Annotated in this window: 15 protein-coding genes; 9 read left to right on the top strand and 6 right to left on the bottom strand. The window is 67.3% G+C overall.

Features of this window, described 5'->3' with window-relative positions; all coding sequences use genetic code 11:
* Window positions 1–17: 17 nt before the first annotated feature.
* Window positions 18–1,061, bottom strand: coding sequence for an oxidoreductase (locus tag RTY46_RS10960; protein WP_312708373.1), 1,044 nt, complete (start codon window positions 1,059–1,061; stop codon window positions 18–20).
* A gap of 172 nt (window positions 1,062–1,233) precedes the next feature.
* Here RTY46_RS10960 and RTY46_RS10955 point away from each other — a divergent pair, with 172 nt between their 5' ends.
* From RTY46_RS10955 to RTY46_RS10940, 4 genes are all read left to right on the top strand, one after another.
* Complete coding sequence (locus RTY46_RS10955; RefSeq protein WP_312708372.1) at window positions 1,234–1,620, top strand: BON domain-containing protein; 387 nt, start codon at window positions 1,234–1,236, stop codon at window positions 1,618–1,620.
* A gap of 127 nt (window positions 1,621–1,747) precedes the next feature.
* On the top strand, window positions 1,748–3,565 hold the full coding sequence (locus RTY46_RS10950; protein ID WP_312708370.1) for an ATP-binding protein: 1,818 nt from the start codon (window positions 1,748–1,750) through the stop codon (window positions 3,563–3,565).
* The gene (locus tag RTY46_RS10945; RefSeq protein ID WP_108750515.1) at window positions 3,562–4,002 is read left to right on the top strand and encodes a response regulator; all 441 of its coding nucleotides are present in this window, start codon (window positions 3,562–3,564) and stop codon (window positions 4,000–4,002) included. Before RTY46_RS10950 ends, RTY46_RS10945 begins: the two co-directional genes overlap by 4 nt.
* Window positions 4,003–4,006: 4 nt before the next feature.
* A complete protein-coding gene (locus RTY46_RS10940; RefSeq protein ID WP_312708368.1) occupies window positions 4,007–5,518 on the top strand; it encodes an ATP-binding protein in 1,512 nt (503 codons plus the stop codon).
* 27 nt (window positions 5,519–5,545) lie between these two features.
* On the opposite strand, the gene RTY46_RS10935 is transcribed toward RTY46_RS10940, so the two are convergent.
* Window positions 5,546–6,298, bottom strand: a complete 753-nt coding sequence (locus RTY46_RS10935; RefSeq protein WP_312708367.1) for a 20S proteasome subunit A/B — start codon at window positions 6,296–6,298, stop codon at window positions 5,546–5,548.
* An 88-nt stretch (window positions 6,299–6,386) separates the two neighbouring features.
* On the opposite strand from RTY46_RS10935, the gene folK reads away from it, so the two are divergent.
* Entirely contained in the window at window positions 6,387–6,872 is a 486-nt protein-coding gene (gene folK, locus RTY46_RS10930; RefSeq protein ID WP_312708366.1) for a 2-amino-4-hydroxy-6-hydroxymethyldihydropteridine diphosphokinase, read from the top strand.
* A gap of 44 nt (window positions 6,873–6,916) precedes the next feature.
* Here the strand turns inward: folK and RTY46_RS10925 are convergent, their stop codons facing one another.
* Window positions 6,917–7,654, bottom strand: coding sequence for a pteridine reductase (locus RTY46_RS10925; RefSeq protein WP_312708365.1), 738 nt, complete (start codon window positions 7,652–7,654; stop codon window positions 6,917–6,919).
* Between the two features lie 58 nt (window positions 7,655–7,712).
* Here RTY46_RS10925 and RTY46_RS10920 point away from each other — a divergent pair, with 58 nt between their 5' ends.
* Window positions 7,713–8,897 carry an SAM-dependent methyltransferase gene (locus RTY46_RS10920; RefSeq protein ID WP_312708427.1) on the top strand — a complete coding sequence of 395 codons (1,185 nt, stop codon included), beginning with the start codon at window positions 7,713–7,715 and terminating at the stop codon, window positions 8,895–8,897.
* On the top strand, window positions 8,894–9,298 hold the full coding sequence (locus RTY46_RS10915) for a VanZ family protein (RefSeq protein WP_312708364.1): 405 nt from the start codon (window positions 8,894–8,896) through the stop codon (window positions 9,296–9,298). Before RTY46_RS10920 ends, RTY46_RS10915 begins: the two co-directional genes overlap by 4 nt.
* Before the next feature lie 186 nt (window positions 9,299–9,484).
* On the opposite strand, the gene RTY46_RS10910 is transcribed toward RTY46_RS10915, so the two are convergent.
* From RTY46_RS10910 to RTY46_RS10900, 3 genes are all read right to left on the bottom strand, one after another.
* Window positions 9,485–11,818 (bottom strand): family 20 glycosylhydrolase, encoded by a 2,334-nt coding sequence (locus RTY46_RS10910; RefSeq protein ID WP_312708363.1) that lies wholly within the window; start codon window positions 11,816–11,818, stop codon window positions 9,485–9,487.
* A 128-nt stretch (window positions 11,819–11,946) separates the two neighbouring features.
* A complete protein-coding gene (locus tag RTY46_RS10905; protein WP_312708362.1) occupies window positions 11,947–14,571 on the bottom strand; it encodes a TonB-dependent receptor in 2,625 nt (874 codons plus the stop codon).
* Window positions 14,572–14,706: 135 nt separating this feature from the next.
* Window positions 14,707–15,723, bottom strand: coding sequence for a glucokinase family protein (locus RTY46_RS10900; RefSeq protein WP_312708361.1), 1,017 nt, complete (start codon window positions 15,721–15,723; stop codon window positions 14,707–14,709).
* Between the two features lie 373 nt (window positions 15,724–16,096).
* Between RTY46_RS10900 and RTY46_RS10895 the strand changes: the two genes are divergently transcribed.
* Both RTY46_RS10895 and RTY46_RS10890 read left to right on the top strand, forming a co-directional pair.
* Window positions 16,097–17,386: a sugar MFS transporter gene (locus RTY46_RS10895; protein ID WP_312708360.1), complete on the top strand. Its 1,290-nt coding sequence runs from the start codon at window positions 16,097–16,099 to the stop codon at window positions 17,384–17,386.
* A gap of 39 nt (window positions 17,387–17,425) precedes the next feature.
* Window positions 17,426–18,493 carry a LacI family DNA-binding transcriptional regulator gene (locus RTY46_RS10890; protein ID WP_312708358.1) on the top strand — a complete coding sequence of 356 codons (1,068 nt, stop codon included), beginning with the start codon at window positions 17,426–17,428 and terminating at the stop codon, window positions 18,491–18,493.
* Window positions 18,494–18,497 lie beyond the last annotated feature (4 nt).

The following is an 18,497-nucleotide window of genomic DNA, read 5'->3' as shown; positions in this document are numbered from 1 at the left end:
GGGCGCAGCCCTGCCGGTCACCCCAGTTCGATCCTCCGCCCTCGCTGGGCGCTGTCCATGCCCGCCTGCAGCAACTGCATCACCTGCAGCGCCTGCGCCAGGCTGACCGTGGGTTCGCCATCGCCGTGCAGCGCGGCGGCGAACTGCGCATACAGGTGCCGATAGTCGCCGGGCAGGTTGTCCACGGTGCTGCGCTGCACGCTGTCATCGGCCTCGCAGCGCAGCAGTTCGCCATGCCGCGGGTCGATGCCCCAGCCCGGCGCACCCGGCGCCACGCCACGGCGCAACTGCGCTTCCTGCACATCCAACCCGTATTTCACCCAGCTGGCCTGTTCACCGTGCACGGCAAAACGCGGCGTCGGCGCGGCCACCAGCGAACCGGCATGCACGATGGCGCGATGGCGCGGGTAGTGCAGCACCGCGTGGAAATAATCCACGCCGCTGCCACCGCTGCGTTGCACGGCCAGGTCGGCATCGATCGCCTGCGGCCAGCCGAACAGCACCAGCATCTGGTCGAGCAGGTGCGGCCCCAGGTCGTACCACAGGCCGCTGCCGGGCCCGTCCTGTTCGCGCCAGCGATCGCGTACCTGCGGCCGGTAGCGGTCGAAGTGCGCATGGCATTCGGCCACGTCGCCCAGCGCGCCCTGCGCCAGCAACGCCTGCAGGGTGAGGAAATCGGCATCGAAGCGCCGGTTCTGGAACACGCTGACGATGCGTCCGGCATCGCGGGCCGCAGCCGCGACCGCATTGGCTTCGGCCATGTCCAGCGCGAACGGCTTGTCCACCAGCACGTGCTTGCCCGCCGCAAGCGCCGCGATCGCCAGCGGCGCATGCTGCGCATTCGGCGTAGCAATCACCACTGCATCCACGGCGGGATCATCGAACACCTGCTGCGGCGTATCGCGGATGTGCACATCGCTGAAGCTGCGCAGCAACGTGTCGCGCTGCGAACTGACGATGCTGTGCAGGGCCACGCCCGGCGTGTGCTGGATCAGCGGTGCATGGAATACACGGCCGGCCAGGCCGTAGCCGATCAGGGCCAGTTGCAGGTCCGGGCGCATGGCACGACTCCGTTGGGGGCGGGAAGGGCAGGGTAAACGAGCACGCGCGCTGCGCAAAACTGAACGGTTTGCCGTGGAAATGCACTGATTCACGGCGGCATGACCGCGGCGCCACGCCTGCCACACATGGCCCTGCGCACACTGGGGCCACACACAGAAGGAGCACCGCACGATGAGCACCCTGACCCGCACGATGATTGCTTCGGCCCTCACCCTGGGCCTGGCCCTGTCCTCCTCCGCTGCCTTCGCCAAGGACCCGGCCGCGAAGAACCCGCCGAAGACCGACCATTCGGCGATGACCCATGCCGACCGCCACGATTCCAACGAGCCGGTGACCGACAGCTGGATCACCACCAAGGTGAAGGCGGACCTGCTGGCCAGCAGCAACGTGCCGGGCACCGAAGTGAAAGTGGAAACGGTGAACGGTGTGGTCAGCCTGAGCGGCACCGTGGCCACCCAGGCCGAGCATGACAAGGCGGTGACCACGGCCAAGGGCATCAAGGGCGTGACCCGCGTGGATGCGGCGGCGCTGAAGGTAAATGCCGCAGCCAAGCGCTGATTCCAGCGCCAGGCCATGCAACACGACGGGGGCGTCCGCCGGGCGCCCCCGTTTTTTGTCGGCTGCGGCGAACCTTGTGACCGTCTGCGCTATATTGCCGGTTCCGCTGCGGTGCTGACGAGGGGCTATGGCGCTGGTGTTCAGTGATGAGGTCTGGGACCGCTGGCGACTGCCGGCGCTGGCCCTGGCGGCGGCCGCGATCATCGTGGTGCCGTGGCTGACCCTGCGCAAACTGCAGCAGGACAACGACGCGGCGATGGCCTGGGTCACCCATACCCAGGCCGTGGGCGTGGCCCTGCAGCAGCTGCAGGCCGATGTGCGCGACGTGGAGTCGGCCGCGCTGACCCTGTCCAAGGGCGTGGATGCGCCGGGCCTCCGCGAGCGCATGGCCAAGGCGCAGGACATCCCCGGCCGCTTGGCCGAACTGGGCCGCCTGACCCGCGACAACCCCGAACAGCTGATCCGCATCGGCCGCATCGAATCGATGCTGGACGGGCGCATGGCGTTGGCCCGCGAACTGGCCCGGGCCGAACCCAACACCGACCAGCGCGAGCTGGTGCAGGACATGAGCACCCGCTACCCGATCCGTGGGTTGGTGGAAGAACTTCAGGCCAGCGAACAGAAGCTGCTGGCCCAGCGCGCCGAGCAGGCCAGCCGCCAGCGCCGGCAGACCGAATTCGTTTCCTGGAGCTCGCTGGCGGTGCAGCTGGGCCTGCTGGGCCTGGTGCTGTGGCTGCTGCAACGGCAGATCGGGCGCCGCCTGCAGGCCGAGCGGCAGTCGCTGCGCGCGGCCGGGCGTGCGGCGTCGGTGCTGCAGACCGTGCGTGAACCGATCGTGCTGCTGGATCGCGAACTGCGCGTGCAGCTGCACAACCCGGCCTTTTCCGAGCTGTACGACCTGCAGGATGAACGCGCCGACGGCATGCTGCTGGGCGATGTCGGCGACGGTGCGTGGAAGGACCCGGTGGTGCGCCAGCGCTTGGCCGACGTGCTGCTGCGCGGGCGCGAGCTGTGGGATTTCGAACACGAACAGCGCACCGCCGATGGCATGGTGCGCTACATGCTGCTGAACGCGCGGCGCATGCCACTGCCCGACAGCGACGATGAAGTGGTGCTGCTGACCATCAGCGATGTGACCGTGCAACGTGCCGTGCAGTGGCGCGTGGAAGAACTGAACCGCCAGCTGGAAGGCAAGGTCGCGCAGGTGTCCGAGGTCAACCGTGAACTGGAAGCCTTCAGCTATTCGGTATCGCACGATCTGCGCGCACCGCTGCGCCACGTGGCCGGTTTCTCGGACAAACTGACGCGCCACCTGGGCGACGACGCGGACGAGAAGAGCCGCCACTACCTGGACGTCATTTCCAGTTCGGCGCGGCGCATGGCCGCACTGATCGACGATCTGCTGGTCTATTCGCGGCTGGGCCGCGCGGCCATGCGTCAGCAGGCCGTGGACATGCAGACGCTGGTGGCCGACACCCGCGCTATGCTCGATGCCAACCTGAAGACCGATGCTGAAGCCGGCGCGCCCGCGCACAGCGTGGAGTGGTCCATCGCACCGCTGCCGATCGTGGTGGCCGATGAAAACATGATGCGCCAGGTGTGGCTGAACCTGCTGGGCAACGCGGTGAAGTATTCAGGTAACCGAAACCCAGCGAAGATCCGCGTGGACTACCAGGCGCAGCCCGATGGCGGTCATCAGTTCACAGTCAGCGACAATGGTGCAGGCTTCGACATGGCCTACGCGGCCAAGCTGTTCGGCGTGTTCCAGCGCCTGCACAAGGCCAGCGATTACCCGGGCACCGGTATCGGCCTGGCCAGCGTGCGCCGGGTGCTGACCCGCCATGGCGGCCGCATCTGGGCCGAAGCCGAGCCCGATGCCGGCGCCACCTTCCACTTCTACCTGCCTCCCGCGCTGGACGCGGTCAACCAAGGTCCTTCCGCATGACGACTCTGCGTACCATCCTGCTGGCCGAAGACAGCCCGGCCGACGCTGAAATGGCCATCGACGCGTTGCAGGAAGCGCGCCTGGCCAACCCCATCGTGCACGTGGAAGACGGCGTGGAAGTGATGGATTACCTGCTGCGCCGTGGCGCCTTCGCCGACCGCGAGGAAGGCCTGCCGGCGGTGCTGCTGCTGGATATCAAGATGCCGCGCATGGATGGCCTGGAAGTGCTGCGGCAGATCCGCGAACACGAAGAACTCAAGCGCCTGCCCGTGGTCATCCTGTCCTCTTCGCGCGAGGAAAGTGACCTGGCGCGCAGCTGGGACATGGGCGTGAATGCCTACGTGGTGAAGCCGGTGGACGTGGACCAGTTCTTCGGTGCCGTGCAGACCCTGGGCAAGTTCTGGGCACTGATCAACCAGGCGCCGGAGCGCGAGTAACGCCATGGTCCTGACCGCGCACGCGCTCGGCCCCCTGCGCATCCTGCTGGTGGAAGATTCGCCGGAAGATGCCGAGCTGATGTCCGAGCAGATTCTGGATGCGGGCCTGGAGGCCCGTTTCGAACGCGTGGAAAGCGCGGGCGAGCTGCGCCAGGCGCTGGCCGGATTCCTGCCCGACATCGTGCTGTCAGACCTGAGCATGCCCGGTTTTTCCGGCGATGAAGCGCTGCGCATCGTGCGTGAGAGCGCGCCGGATGTTCCCTTCATCTTCGTCTCCGGCACGATGGGCGAAGACAATGCGGTGGAAGCGCTGCAGAAGGGCGCCAACGATTACATCATCAAGCACCAGCCGGCGCGTTTGCCGTCGGCAGTGGCGCGTGCGGTGCGCGAGGCACGCAGCGCGGTGGAACGCATGCGCGTGGAAACCGAACTGATGCGCGCGCAGCGTCTGGAAAGCCTGTCGCTGCTGGCAGCGGGCTTGAGCCACGACCTGCGCAACATCCTGCAGCCGCTGCTGATCATGCCGGACCTGTTGAAGGCACGCACCCAGGACCCGCAGCTGCATCACCTGGCCGATGTGATTGCCGAGTGCGGGCGGCGTGGCCACGAGATGGCCGAATCGATGCTGTCGTTCGTGCGCGGTTCGCGCAAGCCGAGCGAGCACGTCCGCATTGATGACCTGTTCCAGGCGGTGGCGCTGCTGTTGCGCAGCAGCGTGCCCGACGCGGTGATGCTGGACGTGCAGGTGCAGGACGCCGGGCTGGCGGTGGATGCCAATTCCACCGAGCTGCAGCAGGTGCTGCTGAACCTGGCATTGAATGCGATCCAGGCCATGCCCGACGGCGGCCGCCTGAGCCTGACCGCGCGCCATGATGGCCATCGCGACGGCGTGGACTGGATGCGCATTGCCGTGACCGACGAAGGCATCGGCATGGATGCCGATACGTTGTCGCACCTGTTCAATCCCTTCTTCACCACCAAGTCCGAAGGCACCGGTCTGGGCTTGATGTCGTGCAAGCGCATCGTGGAAGGCGCCGGCGGCAGCATCCAGGTCAGCAGCCAGCCGGGTCAGGGCAGTTGTTTCGAACTGCACCTGCCCATGCACGACCGTGCCGAGCGCAGCGAACCGGTGGAACAGCTGGTGGCGCTGGGCAGTGGCCAGTCGATCCTGGTGGTGGATGGCGAAGCCACGCGGCTGTCGCTGCTGGGCAATGCGCTGTCCAGCCAGGGCTACCAGTTGCAGTTGGCCTCGGACGGTCCGGCGGCGCTGCGCTGGATGCAGCAGGAGGCGATGCCGGCGCTGGTGATTGCCGACGCAGGATCACGGTTGTTGCCGGCCAGCGAGCTGCTGGGCGAAATGGCCGCGTTGGGTTATCAGGGCCCGGCGCTGGTGCTGGAAGACGTGCAGGTGGAGCTGCCTGTCGACGACATTCCGCAGGGCATCCAGGTGCATGTGCTGCGCAAGCCGCTGCAGATGCAGCAGGTGTTCCGCGCGGTGGCTGAGGCGCTGGCCTGAGCGCAGGTCGCCGGGCCTGGCCCGGCGCTACCCCCCTTCGCCGCGTGAGGTTTCCCACGGAAAACGCGGCAGGCTCTCCACCGCCTGTTCCAGGCGCCGCGACCAGTTCTGGTGGATGTCGGCATACAGCGCCGAATCGGCGCCCAGCCGCAACTGCTGGCCGACCCGCAGCTCACCGTCGCGGATCAGGGCCAGGTCGATCGGCAGGCCCACCGAAAGATTCGAACGGATGGTGGAATCGAGCGACACGATGGCCGTGCGCGCGGCATCGCCCAGGCGTGTGGCCGGGCTGAGGATGCGGTCCAGGATTGGTTTGCCGTACTTGGATTCGCCGATCTGCAGGTACGGTGTCTCTGGTGAGGCGGCAATGGCGTTGCCCAGCGGATACACCATGTACAGGCCGGGCCGCTCGCCCGCCACCTGGCCGCCGAAGATCAGCGTGGCCTGGGTGTTCACCCCATCGTGGCCGTGTTCGCTGTGCTGGCACTTCACCTGGCTGTCCACCAGCAGCTGGCCGACGTAGGCCGCGGCCTCGAACAGGTGGCTCATATCGCGCAGGTTCGGCGTGCGTCGTTCGGCGGCATCGCGGGTCAGGCGCGAGACCAGCAGCTGGGTGGTGGCCAGGTTGCCGGCGGCCATCAGCACGAAGGCGGCCTGGCCGGGGTAGTCGAACACGTGCAGCTTGCGGTGCACGCGCACGTCGTCCAGCGAGGCATTGGTGCGCGTATCGGCAGCGAAGACCAGGCCTTCATCCACCTCGATTCCAACGCAATAGGTCATGTCGGTGCCCTATCATGTGCGTCCCGGAGTGTAGGCAGGCCGCCGTGATGACGGCATGCCCGCGTCCCCCCCCCCAGAACGCCGCCACATGACCACCGTGCTCCTGAGCCTGGGCAGCAACGTCCAGCCCCGCCGCTATCTCCACGCCGCGGTGGCGGCCCTGCGCGAGCGTTTCGGCGCCGTGCGGGTGTCGCCGGCCTACCAGACCGCCGCCGTCGGCTTCGAAGGCCCGGCCTTCCTCAACAATGCCGTGGCGATCGAGACCGACCTGCCGCTGCAGGAACTGGACGACTGGCTGCATGCGCTGGAAGACGCGCATGGCCGCGATCGCAGCGGGCCACGCTTTTCCGACCGCACGCTGGACATCGACGTGGTGTTCTACGGCGACCTGATCGTGGAAGGCCCCGGCCACCTGCGCATTCCGCGGCCGGAACTGAAACATGCCTTCGTGCTGAAGCCGCTGGCCGACATCGCGCCGGGGTTCATCGATCCGGTCAGTGGCCAGGACCTGGCCACGCTGTGGCGGGCACACCGGCAGCATGGTGAAGCGTTCGAGGTGGTCGATCTCGCGTAAAGGCGGTTCCCGCTGCGCTCGCCGGGCCATGCCCGGCGGAACGTTCAACTGACGGTGCGGCCGCCATCCACGCGCAGCGTGTGGCCGGTCACGAAGTGCGCATCGGCCACCAGCCAATAGACCGCCTCGGCAATCTCTTCCACGGTGCCGATCCGCGCCAATGGCGTGCGCGCCAGCAGCGCTTCGCGCGCGAAATCGTCCTTGCCCTGTTCCGGCCACAGGATCGCGCCGGGGGCGACCGCGTTCACCCGCACCTTCGGTGCCAGCTCCAGCGCCAGCGAACGGGTGGCCATTTCCAGCGCGGCCTTGGCCATGGTGTAGGCCACGTGGTCGCGCATCGGGTCGGTGCCATGCAGATCGGTCAGGTTCACGATGCTGCCCTGCTGGCGGCGCAGGTGCGGGGCCGCGGCCTGGGCCAGCAGCAGCGGGGCGCGTGCGTTCACCGCATACAGTTCGTCCATCGCCTCGGCGGTGACCTGGCCCAGCGGGGTGGCGAAGAAGTTGGAGGCGTTGTTCACCAGCGCATCCAGGCGGCCGAAGTGGGCCACGGCCTGGTCCACCAGGTCGGGCAGGGCGGCGGCGTCGCGCAGGTCGGCCTGCAGGGCCAGCACGCTGCCGGGGCGGACGTTTTCCAGATCGAACGCGGCCTGCTGCAGTTCGGCGCTGGATGTATGGGCGTGCAGCACCACCGACCAGCCACAGGCGTGGAACTGGCGGGCGATGGCCGCACCGATCCGGCGCGCGCTGCCGGTGATCAGGGCCACGGGGGCGGTGTCGCTCATGAGGGTCCTCCAAGGCTCGGCTATCCTGTGCACCATTGTCACCGCATTCGAAGACGCCATGCAGCCCACCTTCCCCCTGCCCGAAGCCGATGCCCTGGCCCACAGCGACCAGCTGGCCGCCGCCCTGCGCGCTGAAATCCTTGCGCAGGGGGGGGCGATGCCGTTCTCCCGCTTCATGGAACTGTGCCTGTATGCGCCGGGCTGGGGCTATTACAGCGCCGGTGCCAGCAAGTTCGGCGGCAGTGGCGATTTCACCACCGCGCCGGAACTGGGCGGCCTGTTCGCCGGCAGCGTGGCCAATGCGCTGGCGCCGGTGTTCGGCCAGTTGGGCGCGCACGCCCGCCTGCTGGAACTGGGCGGTGGCACCGGTGCATTCGCCGAAGCCGTGCTGCTGCGCCTGGCCGAGCTGGACGCCCTGCCGGCGCGCTACGCGATCCTGGAGCCCAGTGCCGACCTGCGCCAGCGCCAGCAGCAGCGCCTGCAGCAGAACCTGCCGGCCGAGCTGGCCGCGCGCGTGGAGTGGGTCGACCGCCCGTTCGACGATGACTGGGAAGGCGTGGTGTTCGCCAACGAGGTGATCGACGCGCTGCCCACGCCGCGCTTCCTGATGAAGGACGGCGAGGTCTACGAAGAAACCGTGGAGCTGGATGGCCAGGGCAACTTCATGCGCGGCGCCCAACCTGCCGATGTGCTGCTGAACGGCGCGGTGCGCCACATCGAACGCTATCTGGAAAAGCCCTTCGCCGAGGGCTATCGCTCCGAAGTGCTGCCGCAGCTGCCGTACTGGCTGCAGGCGGTGGCCGGTGGCCTGCAGCGTGGCGCGATGTTGTTCGTCGATTACGGCTACAGCCGCGCCGAGTTCTACCAGCACGACCGCGACGACGGCACGGTACGCGCGTTCTACCGCCACCACGTGCACAACGAGGTGTACCGCTGGCCGGGCCTGCAGGACATCACCGCGTCGGTGGATTTCACCGCGATGGCCGAGGCCGGCCTGCACGCCGGCTTCGATCTGGCCGGTTACTGCAGCCAGGCCAGCTTCCTGCTGGGCAACGGCCTGGACCAGGTGCTGGTGCTGGCCGAAGAGCGCACCGATGAGGTGGGCCGCATCCAGCTGCGCGACCAGGTGAAGAAGCTGACCCTGCCGACCGAGATGGGCGAGCGCTTCCAGGTGATCGGCCTGCAGCGCGATGTGGATTTCGAGCCGGCCTTCGAACTGGGTGACCTGAGCTGGCGCCTGTGAGTGCGGCGCCGCCGCTGCTCAAGCCGCTGCTCAAGCCGCTGCGCCGGCCGCGGCTGTGGGCGGCGCTGTGGGCGCTGGCGGTGCTGGTGGTGATCGTGGTCTGCCTGATCCCACCGCCGCCGCTGGACCTGCCGAAGAACAGCGACAAGGTCGAGCACGTCCTGGCCTATTTCATCCTGGCCGGCAGCGCCGTGCAGTTGTTCCTCCGTGGCCGCCCACTGCTGTGGGCGGGTGTAGGCCTGGTGCTGATGGGCGTGTGCATCGAGTTCGCGCAGGGCGCGCTGACCAGCAACCGCAGTGCCGACGCGATGGATGCCATCGCCAACACGATCGGCGTGCTGGCGGGCATGGGCACCGCGTTCACCCCGCTGCGCGACCTGCTGCTGCGCTGGCGCGGGTGAGGGCTCCTGGCTCGGGGTCAGAGCCCTTTCCTGCGGAAAGGGATCCGACCCCGTAGTAGATCCACGCCATGCGTGGATGGGGGGCAGCGCGACCCCGTAGTAGATCCACGCCATGCGTGGATGGGTCAACGCGACCTGCGGGGTCAGCGCCCTTTCCTGCGGAAAGGGATCCGACCCCAGGGGCGCTTACCGCAGCGTGGCTTCATCCAGCACCCACATCGCCGGGCGGGTGTCGCCGGTGAAGTTGATGCACAGATCATCGGTACCGGTGATGCCGGCCGGCAGCGCGGCATGCAGGGTCACGAAGCCATCGGCATCGGGCTTTTCCGGCAGCGGCACTTCGGCCAGCACCGGGCCGCTGCAGTCGCCGCGACGGATGCGCATCTCACCGTTCGCGCGCGTGGCCTTTTCGAACTTGCGGGCCGGTTCGTCATGGGCCAGCTGGAAGTAGTAGGGAATGCGCCCGGCACGCACGTCGATGCTGCGGATGCCGGCCAGCTGTGCGTCGGCCCAGCGCCAGCACGGCTGGAAGATGTCCACGTTGAACACCGCGCGCTCGCCTTCGCGCGGGCCGTCGTCTTCCAGGCGGAGCACCAGGCCCTTTTCGCCCACGCAGCTGAGCAGCTGCTGGCTGCGGCGGCTGAGCAGCGACTGCGCACTGTAGTCCGCCACGGTGGGGGCGGCGGCCAGCATCTGGCCCTGGTAGAACGCGGCCGCCTGCACGGTGGCCGGCAGCGTTTCGGTCAGCGGCGTGGTGTACAGCGGCGACTGCGCGGTCACCGGCTTGCCATCGGTGCGGTAACGCACCTCGTAGCCCAGCGGGTTGGACAGGGACACCGTTACCGTGTTGGCGGCGCGGTTGTCGGTCTGACCCACGGCCACCTGGAACGGCGTCTGCGCGTAGGCCAGGCCCCAGGCACGGTAGCGCTGCAGCTGCGCCGGCAGGCGGGCCAGGAAATCGCGGAAGTCGCGCTGCGCGACCGGGCTCCAGCCGGTTTCGGCCACCGCTGCCAGGCGCGGGAACAGGTTGTGCTGCAGGCGCGCGTAGCTGCGCGTGTGCTCGGTGAACATGTTCGCCTGCAGGCCCAGGATGTGCCCGCGCTTGTCGGCGGCCAGTTCGGCCGGCACCGGCTCGAAGGCGTACAGCTTGGCCAGATTCACCTGTGCCGGGCGGCCCGGCGGTTCGTTCGGCGAAGCCGTCTGCAGGTAATCCAGGTACAGGTGTGTGACCGGCGACATGATCACGTCGTGGCCGGCGCTGGCCGCGGCCAGGCCGCCTTCGGTACCGCGCCAGGACATCACCGTGGCCTGCGGCGGCAGCCCGCCTTCGAGGATCTCGTCCCAGCCGATCAGGCGGCGGTCGTGGTTTTCCAGGAAGGTTTCCAGGCGCTTGATGATGTGGCTCTGCATGGCCATCTCATCCTTGATGCCCAGCTGGCGCATGCGCTGCTGCACGCGCGCCGAGGCGATCCACTGGTCTTTCACTGCTTCGTCGCCGCCCACGTGCACGTAGCGCGCGGGGAACAGCGCGATCACTTCTTCCAGCACGTTTTCCAGGAACTGCACCGTGCTGTCTTCGGTATTGAACAGGTTGGGGAACACGCCCCACTCGCTGATCGGCTGCAGCGGCGTGCTGATCGAGCCCAGTTCGGGATAGGCCGCAATGGCGGCGGTGGCGTGGCCGGGCACGTCGATTTCCGGAATCACCTGGATATGCAGCTTGGCCGCATAGGCAATCACCTCGCGGATCTGGTCCTGGGTGTAATAGCCGCAGTACGGGTACTGCTTGCCGCTGACCGGATCGACGCCGCCATCGCCGGCGGGCAGGCGGCAGCTGCCGACGCTGGTCAGCTTCGGGTAGCGCTTGATTTCCATGCGCCAGCCCTGGTCGTCGGTCAGGTGCCAATGGAAGGTGTTGAGCTTGTGCGCGGCCATCGCATCGAGCACGCGCTTGATCTCGTCCAGGCTCTGGAAATGGCGCGCCGAATCGAGCATGAAACCGCGCCAGCTGAAGCGCGGTTCGTCGGAAATCTGCACGGCCGGCAGTACGCCGTTGCTGCCGCCGGTGGCCAGCTGGGCCAGGGTGGTGGCGCCGTAGAACAGGCCGGTTTCGTTGCCGGCCTGCACCCGCACGCCCTGTGCGTCGCTTTCCAGCGTGTAGCTTTCGCCGCTGTCGCGGAAGGTCGGCACGATCTGGAACTGGATGCTGCCCGTGTTCGCCACTGCGCCCTCACGCGCTGCGGCCAGGCGCGGGCCACCGCTGCGCGCCAGCAGGTCGGCAAACTGCGCGGCCACGCGCTGTGCGGCTTCGCCGTCGGCCAGCAGCGGGGTGTCGGCACGCACGGTGATACCCGCACCGGTGCCGCGCTGTACCTGCGCCGGCGCGGGAATCAGCATCAGGCTGCCATCACGCAGTTGCGGGCCGGGGCCGGCATCCAGGGCCGGCGCATCGGCGGCCAGCGCCGGCAGGGCCGCGAACAGGGTGCCCAGCAGCAGCGGGGCAAGCGGGGAAAATCGCATCGTGTCACTCCTGTGGTGGGCGGCCTGCAGTGGCCGCCGCGCAGGCGCCTGTGCGGGCGCCCACCGGTATCCCATCGTACGACGGGCCCGGAAGACCGGGCCCGTCGCGCGTGTTGCACTGCGCTGGCTTAGAACTTGAAGTGCACGGTGGCCATGTAGCGGCGGCCACTCTTGTACTTGCCGGCAAGGTGTTCCTTGTCGCCCAGGTACTGGAAGTAGGTCTCGTCCAGCAGGTTCTGCGCGTCGATGTTCAACGACCAGTTGTCGTTGAAGGTGTAGCCGAAGCTGGCACCCAGTTCAGCGTAGTCGTCCACGCTGGCCGGGGCCGCACCGGCCACGTAGCCACCGGCCAGGTAGCTGTCGCGCCAGTTGTAGGTCAGGCGGGCATTGACCGGGCCCTTTTCGAAGTACGGGCTGAGCGCGATGGCGTTGCGCGACTGGTAGGGCAGCGGATCGCCAGTGTTGTTTTCACCGTTGGCATAGGTGTAGTTGGCGGTCAGGCCGAAGCCGCTTTCACCGAAGGGCTGCTGCAGGCTGATGTTGAAGCCCTTCACGTGGCCGCTGCCGGCATTGCGCGGGCGCTGGATGCTGTAATCGCAGTAGCCGTCGGCGGTGCAGCCGCTGGTACCGACGATGTTCGCCCAGGTGGCCGGCGAGGTATCGCGGATCGAGTTGTACTGGCGCTCGATGGTGGCCGAGGTGTCGATGTAGTTGTCGATCTTCTTGTAGAACACCGACCAGGCCACCACCGACTGCGGTGCGTAGTAGTACTCGGCCGATGCGTTGAAGTTCCACGATTCATACGGCGACAGATCGGCGTTGCCGCCCGAGCCGGTCAGGGTGGTGTCGTTCAGGAAGGTGTTGTTGACCATCTGGTTGTACGGCGCCCAGGCGATCACCTTCGCCGCGGCGAAGCGGAACACCCAGTCATTGTCGGTGTCCCAGGCCAGGCTCAGCGACGGCAGCACGAAGTCTTCCTTCTTGGTGCGGGTCTGCCACTTGCTGTCCAGGTCGGTCAGGGTGGGGGTGCCACCGTAGACGAAGCCGCTGCCTTCGGTCTTGGAATCGACGTAGCGCACGCCCAGGTTGCCGCGCAGCGGGCCGTTGGAGAAGTTCAACTGTGCGTAGGCCGCGTTGTTGGTCTGGGTGAGCGCCCAGCTGTTGTTGAGGTAGCTGGCCGGATCGGGGTTGCTGTAGTCGATCGGGCTGTTGCGCACCCAGTTCAGCACGTTGTCACGGCCGGCCTGCACGTGGCGGCCCTGGTCGTCGGTGAAGCCCTGGATGTTGGTCAGGCCGATGGTGCCCACGTCGGCCAGCGAGCCCGGGGTCACGCCGCCGTACACGTTCAGGGTGAAGGCTTCTTCGTGCTTGCCGTGGCGCACGCCGAACTGCAGCTGGTTGAAGATGCTGTCGAACTGCACGTTGAAGTCGAGCTGGGCGTAGGTGTCCTTGCTCTCGGTGGAGAACACGCCGTTGTTGCCGAACCAGCCACCGGCCGAACCCCAGTTGGCCGGATCGCGGGCACCGGCCGGGTCATCGAAGGTGATGCCCTTGTCCATGTTCCAGCTGTAGCCGCCGTTGTAGAACGGCTCGATGAAGTACTGCGCCAGATCCTTGTTTTCCGACTTGCTCTGGCCGAGCTGGCCGCTGACGCCCCACGATTCGCTCTTCCACGCGCCGCGCAGGTCCACGCCCTTGGTGGTCACCTCGGACAGGCGCACGTTGTTGTCATAGATCAGCGTGCCGCTGTTGGCCGTGGCGCTGGCATCGGAATGGCCGCTGGTGGCCACGCCGTTGCGCACGGTGCCCAGCTGGTCCACCGCGTTCACGGTGCCCGGGTTCCAGGTCAGGAAGGAGTAGAGCGACTGGTTGTAGTTGTCGAACTTTTCCTTGATGTACAGGCCGCTCAGGTTGAACTCGAGTTCGTCGGTCGGCTTGAACTGCAGGTTCACCACGGCGCTGTCGCGCTTGCGTTCCTGCTGGAACCAGGCGGCGTTGAACGAGTTGGGCACGTCCACGTCGGCGGCCACGCCGGTGGCGTTGGCGAAGGTGCTGGCCTTCACGTAGCCGAACACTTCCTTGCCCTGGCGGTCCACGGCTTCTTCATAGTGCTGCGCCGACACGGCCACGCCGAAGGTCTCGGCATCGTTCTTCCAGCTGTACAGCACGGCCGCGTTCGGCTTGCCTTCGCTGGCCTGCTGGCTGTAGCTGTAGCCCACCGAGGCGGCCACTTCGTTCTGCTTCAGGTCCAGCGGCTGGCGGGTGTGCATCAGCACGGTGCCGCCCAGGCTGCCTTCGGTCAGGCGCGCTTCGGACGACTTGATGATCTCGGCGCGGCCCAGGATCTGCGGCGCCAGCAGGGTGTAGTCGAAGCCGCGGTTGGGCTGTTCGCCGTACAGCCAGATGGCCTGCGCCACCGGGTGGTTGTCCAGGAAGGACAGGTTGAGGCTGGGATCGGTGCCGTCGATGCTGACGCGCTCGCCCTGGCCGAAGCGGCGGTCCAGGGTGACGCCCGGAATCTGCGACAGCGCTTCGGCCACGTTGGTGCTCGGGAACTTGCCGATGTCTTCGGCGGTGATCGCTTCAGACACGCCCACGTTGTTGCGCTTGGTGTCCAGCGACTTTTCCAGGCTGGCACGGATACCCACCACCTGCACGGTGTCCAGGTCCTGCGGGGTCGTTTGCTGTGCATGCGCCGAGAAGGCGAGGCAGCCAACGATGGCTGCCGAAAGCAGAGTCTTGCGGGTGTTCATGATGTCTCTCCTCATCACTGGGTTGCGGTGTCGGCGGCGTGCGGTAGGTAGGAACGCGCACGGCTGCCTCTGCAGCAACCTGCGCGGTGGTGCGGATACAGCGCGTACAGCGTGTTGCGTACTGCGTATTGCCGATCAGGCGGGGTGGTGCAGCAGGAACCAGCTGGCGGCGCCGATCACGCCCAGCTGCCCATGCTCGACCACCTTCACCGGGATGCGTGCCAGCGCTTCGCCCATCGGCCCCTTCTGCAGGTAGCGTTCGACGAAGGTGCTGGCGCGCAGGTATTCGCGGATCTGCGGCAGGATGCCGCCGGCCAGGTAGACGCCACCGTGGGCGCCGTAGAACAGCGCCATGTCACCGATGGTGCTGCCCAGCAGGCCGCAGAACACATCCAGCGCCTGCCGTGCGTGCGCATCGCTGCCGGACATGGCCGCCGCGGTGACTGCATCGGGGCTGCCCAGCTGCGGGGCAGCGCCCTGCAGGGCGCAGACGGCGCGGTACAGGTTCATCAGGCCGGGGCCGGACAGGGCGTGTTCGATCGACACATGCGCACGCTCGTGCTGCATGTGGCGCACGATGTCCATTTCCAGCGCGGTGCTGGCCGCCAGCGTGGGCTGGCCGGCTTCGGTGGCCAGGACGACCGGACCATTCGGAGTGGGAATCCACAATGCCGCACCCAGGCCGGTGCCGGGGCCGACCACCAGGGTCGGGCCACGCGCTGCGCTGTCCGGACCGCACAGGTGCAGCACGCCGCTGGCATCGACCTGTGCGGCGGCATAGGCCACCGCTTCGAAGTCGTTGACGATGTGCACCCGCTGCACGCCCACCTCGGCTTCGATCTGCCGCGCCGACAGCGGCCACGGCACGTTGGCGGTGATCACCGTGCCGTCTTCGCGGGCGTAGCCGGCGGTGGCCACCACGCAGTGCGAAGGCCGCGCGCTGTCGCCCAGGAAGTCGGAAAGGATGGCGGCAAGGCCGGCATGGTCGGCATTGCGGTACTTGCGATAGTCCAGCACCTGCACCGGATGGGCGGCATCGCCGCTGGCCTGCACCCGCGCCACGCGCACATGGGTGCCGCCCACGTCAGCGGCCAGGAACGAGGGCGCGTGACGGGAAAGCACATGGGCCGGGGCGGGATGGCTGGCGGTCACGCGGGCTCCTGCTGCAGGTGGGGGCCGGCCACGAAAGACCCGGCGATGGGGCGGAGTCTGTAACTGCGCTGACAACGATGTCAACGAGTTCGTGACACTTTCGTTGCTGCGACGCAACGAATCAAGTGCGGCGAAAACGTTTACATCGCGTGATGATCCATCCACCCCGCGCCGCCTTGCGCTACAAGCGTCAAGGCCTGACGCGCATTCAGCGGTACGGCTCCTCCTGTCATCCCGCAGCGCAGCACCCCGCATACGGGGCGCAGATTGGAAGTTGACAAACCGGCGCTGTCCATCGAAAGAATGTGACAACGTTGTTCCCAGCCACTCTCCGACGCCGTGTTCTGCGGCCGTCGCCGCAGGAGCCTTCCTGATGTCCGCCGTCCCCGCTGCAAGCGCGCGCCCGAACGTGGCCACCTCCATCGCCATCGTCGGCGTGCTGTTCTTCCTGATCGGCTTCTTCACCTGGCTCAACGGCCCGTTGATCACCTTCGTCAAGCTCGCTTTCGAACTGAGCGAGGTCGGTGCCTTCCTGGTGCTGATGGTGTTCTACCTGTCCTACTTCTTCCTGGCGCTGCCGTCGTCGTGGATCCTGCGCCGCACCGGCATGAAGAAAGGCCTGAGCCTGAGCCTGCTGGTGATGGCCGGTGGCGCGGCGCTGTTCGGCGAGTTCGCCACCCAGCGCTGGTATCCCGGTGCACTGGGCGGCCTGTTCGTGATCGGCAGTGGCCTGGCCCTGCTGCAGACGGCCATCAACCCGTACATCTCCATCCTGGGGCCGATCGAAACGGCGGCGCGGCGCATCGCGCTGATGGGCATCTGCAACAAGATTGCCGGCATCCTGGCGCCCATCCTGATCGGCACGGTGGTGCTGCATGGCATTGGTGATCTGGACGCGCAGGTGCAGGCCGCCGATGCCGCCACCAAGGCGGTGCTGCTGAACCAGTTTGCCGCCAAGATCCATGCCCCGTACCTGGCCATGGCCGGCTTGCTGGTAGTGCTGGCGGTGGCAGTGCTTTTCTCGCCGCTGCCGGAAATCAAATCGTCCGAAGCCAATGCCACGCCGGTGACCGCCGGCGCGGTCGAGCGCCGCAGCATCTTCCAGTTCCCGCACCTGTGGCTGGGCGTGCTGTGCCTGTTCGTCTACGTGGGCGTGGAAGTGATGGCCGGTGATGCCATCGGCACCTACGGCCACGGCTTCAACCTGCCGCTGGACGAGACCAAGATGTTCACCGCCTTCACCCTGGGCGCGATGCTGGTGGGTTACGTGGTCGGCCTGCTGGTGATTCCACGGGTGGTTTCGCAGTCGCGCTACCTGACCCTGTCGGCGGTGCTGGGCGTGGTGTTCTGTCTGGGCGCCTGGGCCACGCACGGTTATGTCTCGGTGGCCTTCGTGGCCCTGCTGGGCTTCGCCAACGCGATGATGTGGCCGGCCATCTTCCCGCTGGCCATCCGCGGCCTGGGGCGCTTCACCGAAACCGGTTCGGCCCTGCTGGTAATGGGCATTGCTGGTGGCGCGATCATTCCGCAGCTGTTCGCCCTGCTCAAGCAGCACATTGATTTCCAGCTCACCTTCGTGCTGCTGATGGTGCCGTGCTACCTGTACATCCTGTTCTATTCGGTGGTGGGCCACCGCGTGGGCCTGCCGCAGGACCAGGGCTGATCGGCGATGATGGACGGCAGCCAACCCCAGGAAAAACCGATGCGCAGAGCGACCATCAAGGACGTTGCCGAGAAGGCCAAGGTCTCGCTGAAGACGGTATCGCGGGTGATCAACAACGAGCCGTCGGTGATGCAGGCCACCCGCGCGCGGGTGCTGCGTGCCATCGCCGAGCTGGACTACGAGCCCGATCCGTCCGCGCGCAACCTGCGCAGCGGCACCACCTTCGTGATCGGGCTGGTGTATGACAACCCCAACCCGTACCACATCATCGGTGTTCAGAACGGTGTGCTGGCGGCCTGCCGCGAAACCGGCTTCGGCCTGCAGATCCACCCCTGCGATTCCAGTTCGCCGCTGCTGGCCGACGAGCTGGCCGACTGGGTGCAGCGTTCGCGCCTGGCCGGGCTGGTGCTCACCGCGCCCATGTCCGAGCGCCGCGACCTGATCCAGGCGCTGACCGCGCGCGGCATCAAGCTGGTGCGCATCATTGCCGCCACCGAAGACCCGGCCGACGGCGCGTGCGTGTTCGTGGACGACCGCGAAGCCGCCTACGAGATCACCGAACACCTGATCCAGCTCGGCCACCAGCGCATCGGTTTCCTCTGGGGTGGCACTTCGCACCGTTCCTCCGGCGAACGTTACGCCGGTTACGAGGCGGCGCTGAAGGACTACGGCATGACCGTGGACAAGCACTTGGTGGTGCAGGGCGATTACACCTTCGACGATGGTTTCCGTGGTGCGCGCCGCCTGCTGGCGCTGCGCGAACCGCCCACCGCCATCTTCGGTTCCAACGATGAAATCGCCGCCGGCGTGCTGGCTGCGGCCAAGTCGGCCGGCATGAGCGTGCCCTACGATCTGTCCATCGCCGGTTTCGAGGACAGCCCGTTCTCGCGCCAGTCGTGGCCGCCGCTGACCACCGCCAAGCAGGCCACCGAAGATATCGCCCGCCATGCTGCCCGCCTGCTGATCGGCCAGCTGCGCAGCGATGCCTACGATGAAGCGCCCGCGCCGCTGCACAACCAGGGTTTCGTGCCGCAGCTGGTGGTGCGCGGTTCCACGGCGCCGATGCGCCCGTCCGGTGCCCGTCCCCTTCCTTCCGAACCCGCCTGAGTCC

The sequence above is a fragment of the Stenotrophomonas sp. genome (assembly GCF_032056425.1).
Classification (GTDB): domain Bacteria; phylum Pseudomonadota; class Gammaproteobacteria; order Xanthomonadales; family Xanthomonadaceae; genus Stenotrophomonas.
This window is presented reverse-complemented; position numbering and strand designations above follow the sequence as displayed.

Coding starts and splice junctions, on each gene's coding strand:
- RTY46_RS10955 (WP_312708372.1), top strand. CDS start 1,234: ATGAGCACCCTGACCCGCACGATGATTGCTTCGGCCCTCACCCTGGGC.
- RTY46_RS10950 (WP_312708370.1), top strand. CDS start 1,748: ATGGCGCTGGTGTTCAGTGATGAGGTCTGGGACCGCTGGCGACTGCCG.
- RTY46_RS10940 (WP_312708368.1), top strand. CDS start 4,007: ATGGTCCTGACCGCGCACGCGCTCGGCCCCCTGCGCATCCTGCTGGTG.
- RTY46_RS10920 (WP_312708427.1), top strand. CDS start 7,713: ATGCAGCCCACCTTCCCCCTGCCCGAAGCCGATGCCCTGGCCCACAGC.
- RTY46_RS10905 (WP_312708362.1), bottom strand. CDS start 14,571: ATGAACACCCGCAAGACTCTGCTTTCGGCAGCCATCGTTGGCTGCCTC.
- RTY46_RS10945 (WP_108750515.1), top strand. CDS start 3,562: ATGACGACTCTGCGTACCATCCTGCTGGCCGAAGACAGCCCGGCCGAC.
- RTY46_RS10890 (WP_312708358.1), top strand. CDS start 17,426: ATGCGCAGAGCGACCATCAAGGACGTTGCCGAGAAGGCCAAGGTCTCG.
- RTY46_RS10925 (WP_312708365.1), bottom strand. CDS start 7,654: ATGAGCGACACCGCCCCCGTGGCCCTGATCACCGGCAGCGCGCGCCGG.
- folK (WP_312708366.1), top strand. CDS start 6,387: ATGACCACCGTGCTCCTGAGCCTGGGCAGCAACGTCCAGCCCCGCCGC.
- RTY46_RS10910 (WP_312708363.1), bottom strand. CDS start 11,818: ATGCGATTTTCCCCGCTTGCCCCGCTGCTGCTGGGCACCCTGTTCGCG.
- RTY46_RS10895 (WP_312708360.1), top strand. CDS start 16,097: ATGTCCGCCGTCCCCGCTGCAAGCGCGCGCCCGAACGTGGCCACCTCC.
- RTY46_RS10935 (WP_312708367.1), bottom strand. CDS start 6,298: ATGACCTATTGCGTTGGAATCGAGGTGGATGAAGGCCTGGTCTTCGCT.
- RTY46_RS10960 (WP_312708373.1), bottom strand. CDS start 1,061: ATGCGCCCGGACCTGCAACTGGCCCTGATCGGCTACGGCCTGGCCGGC.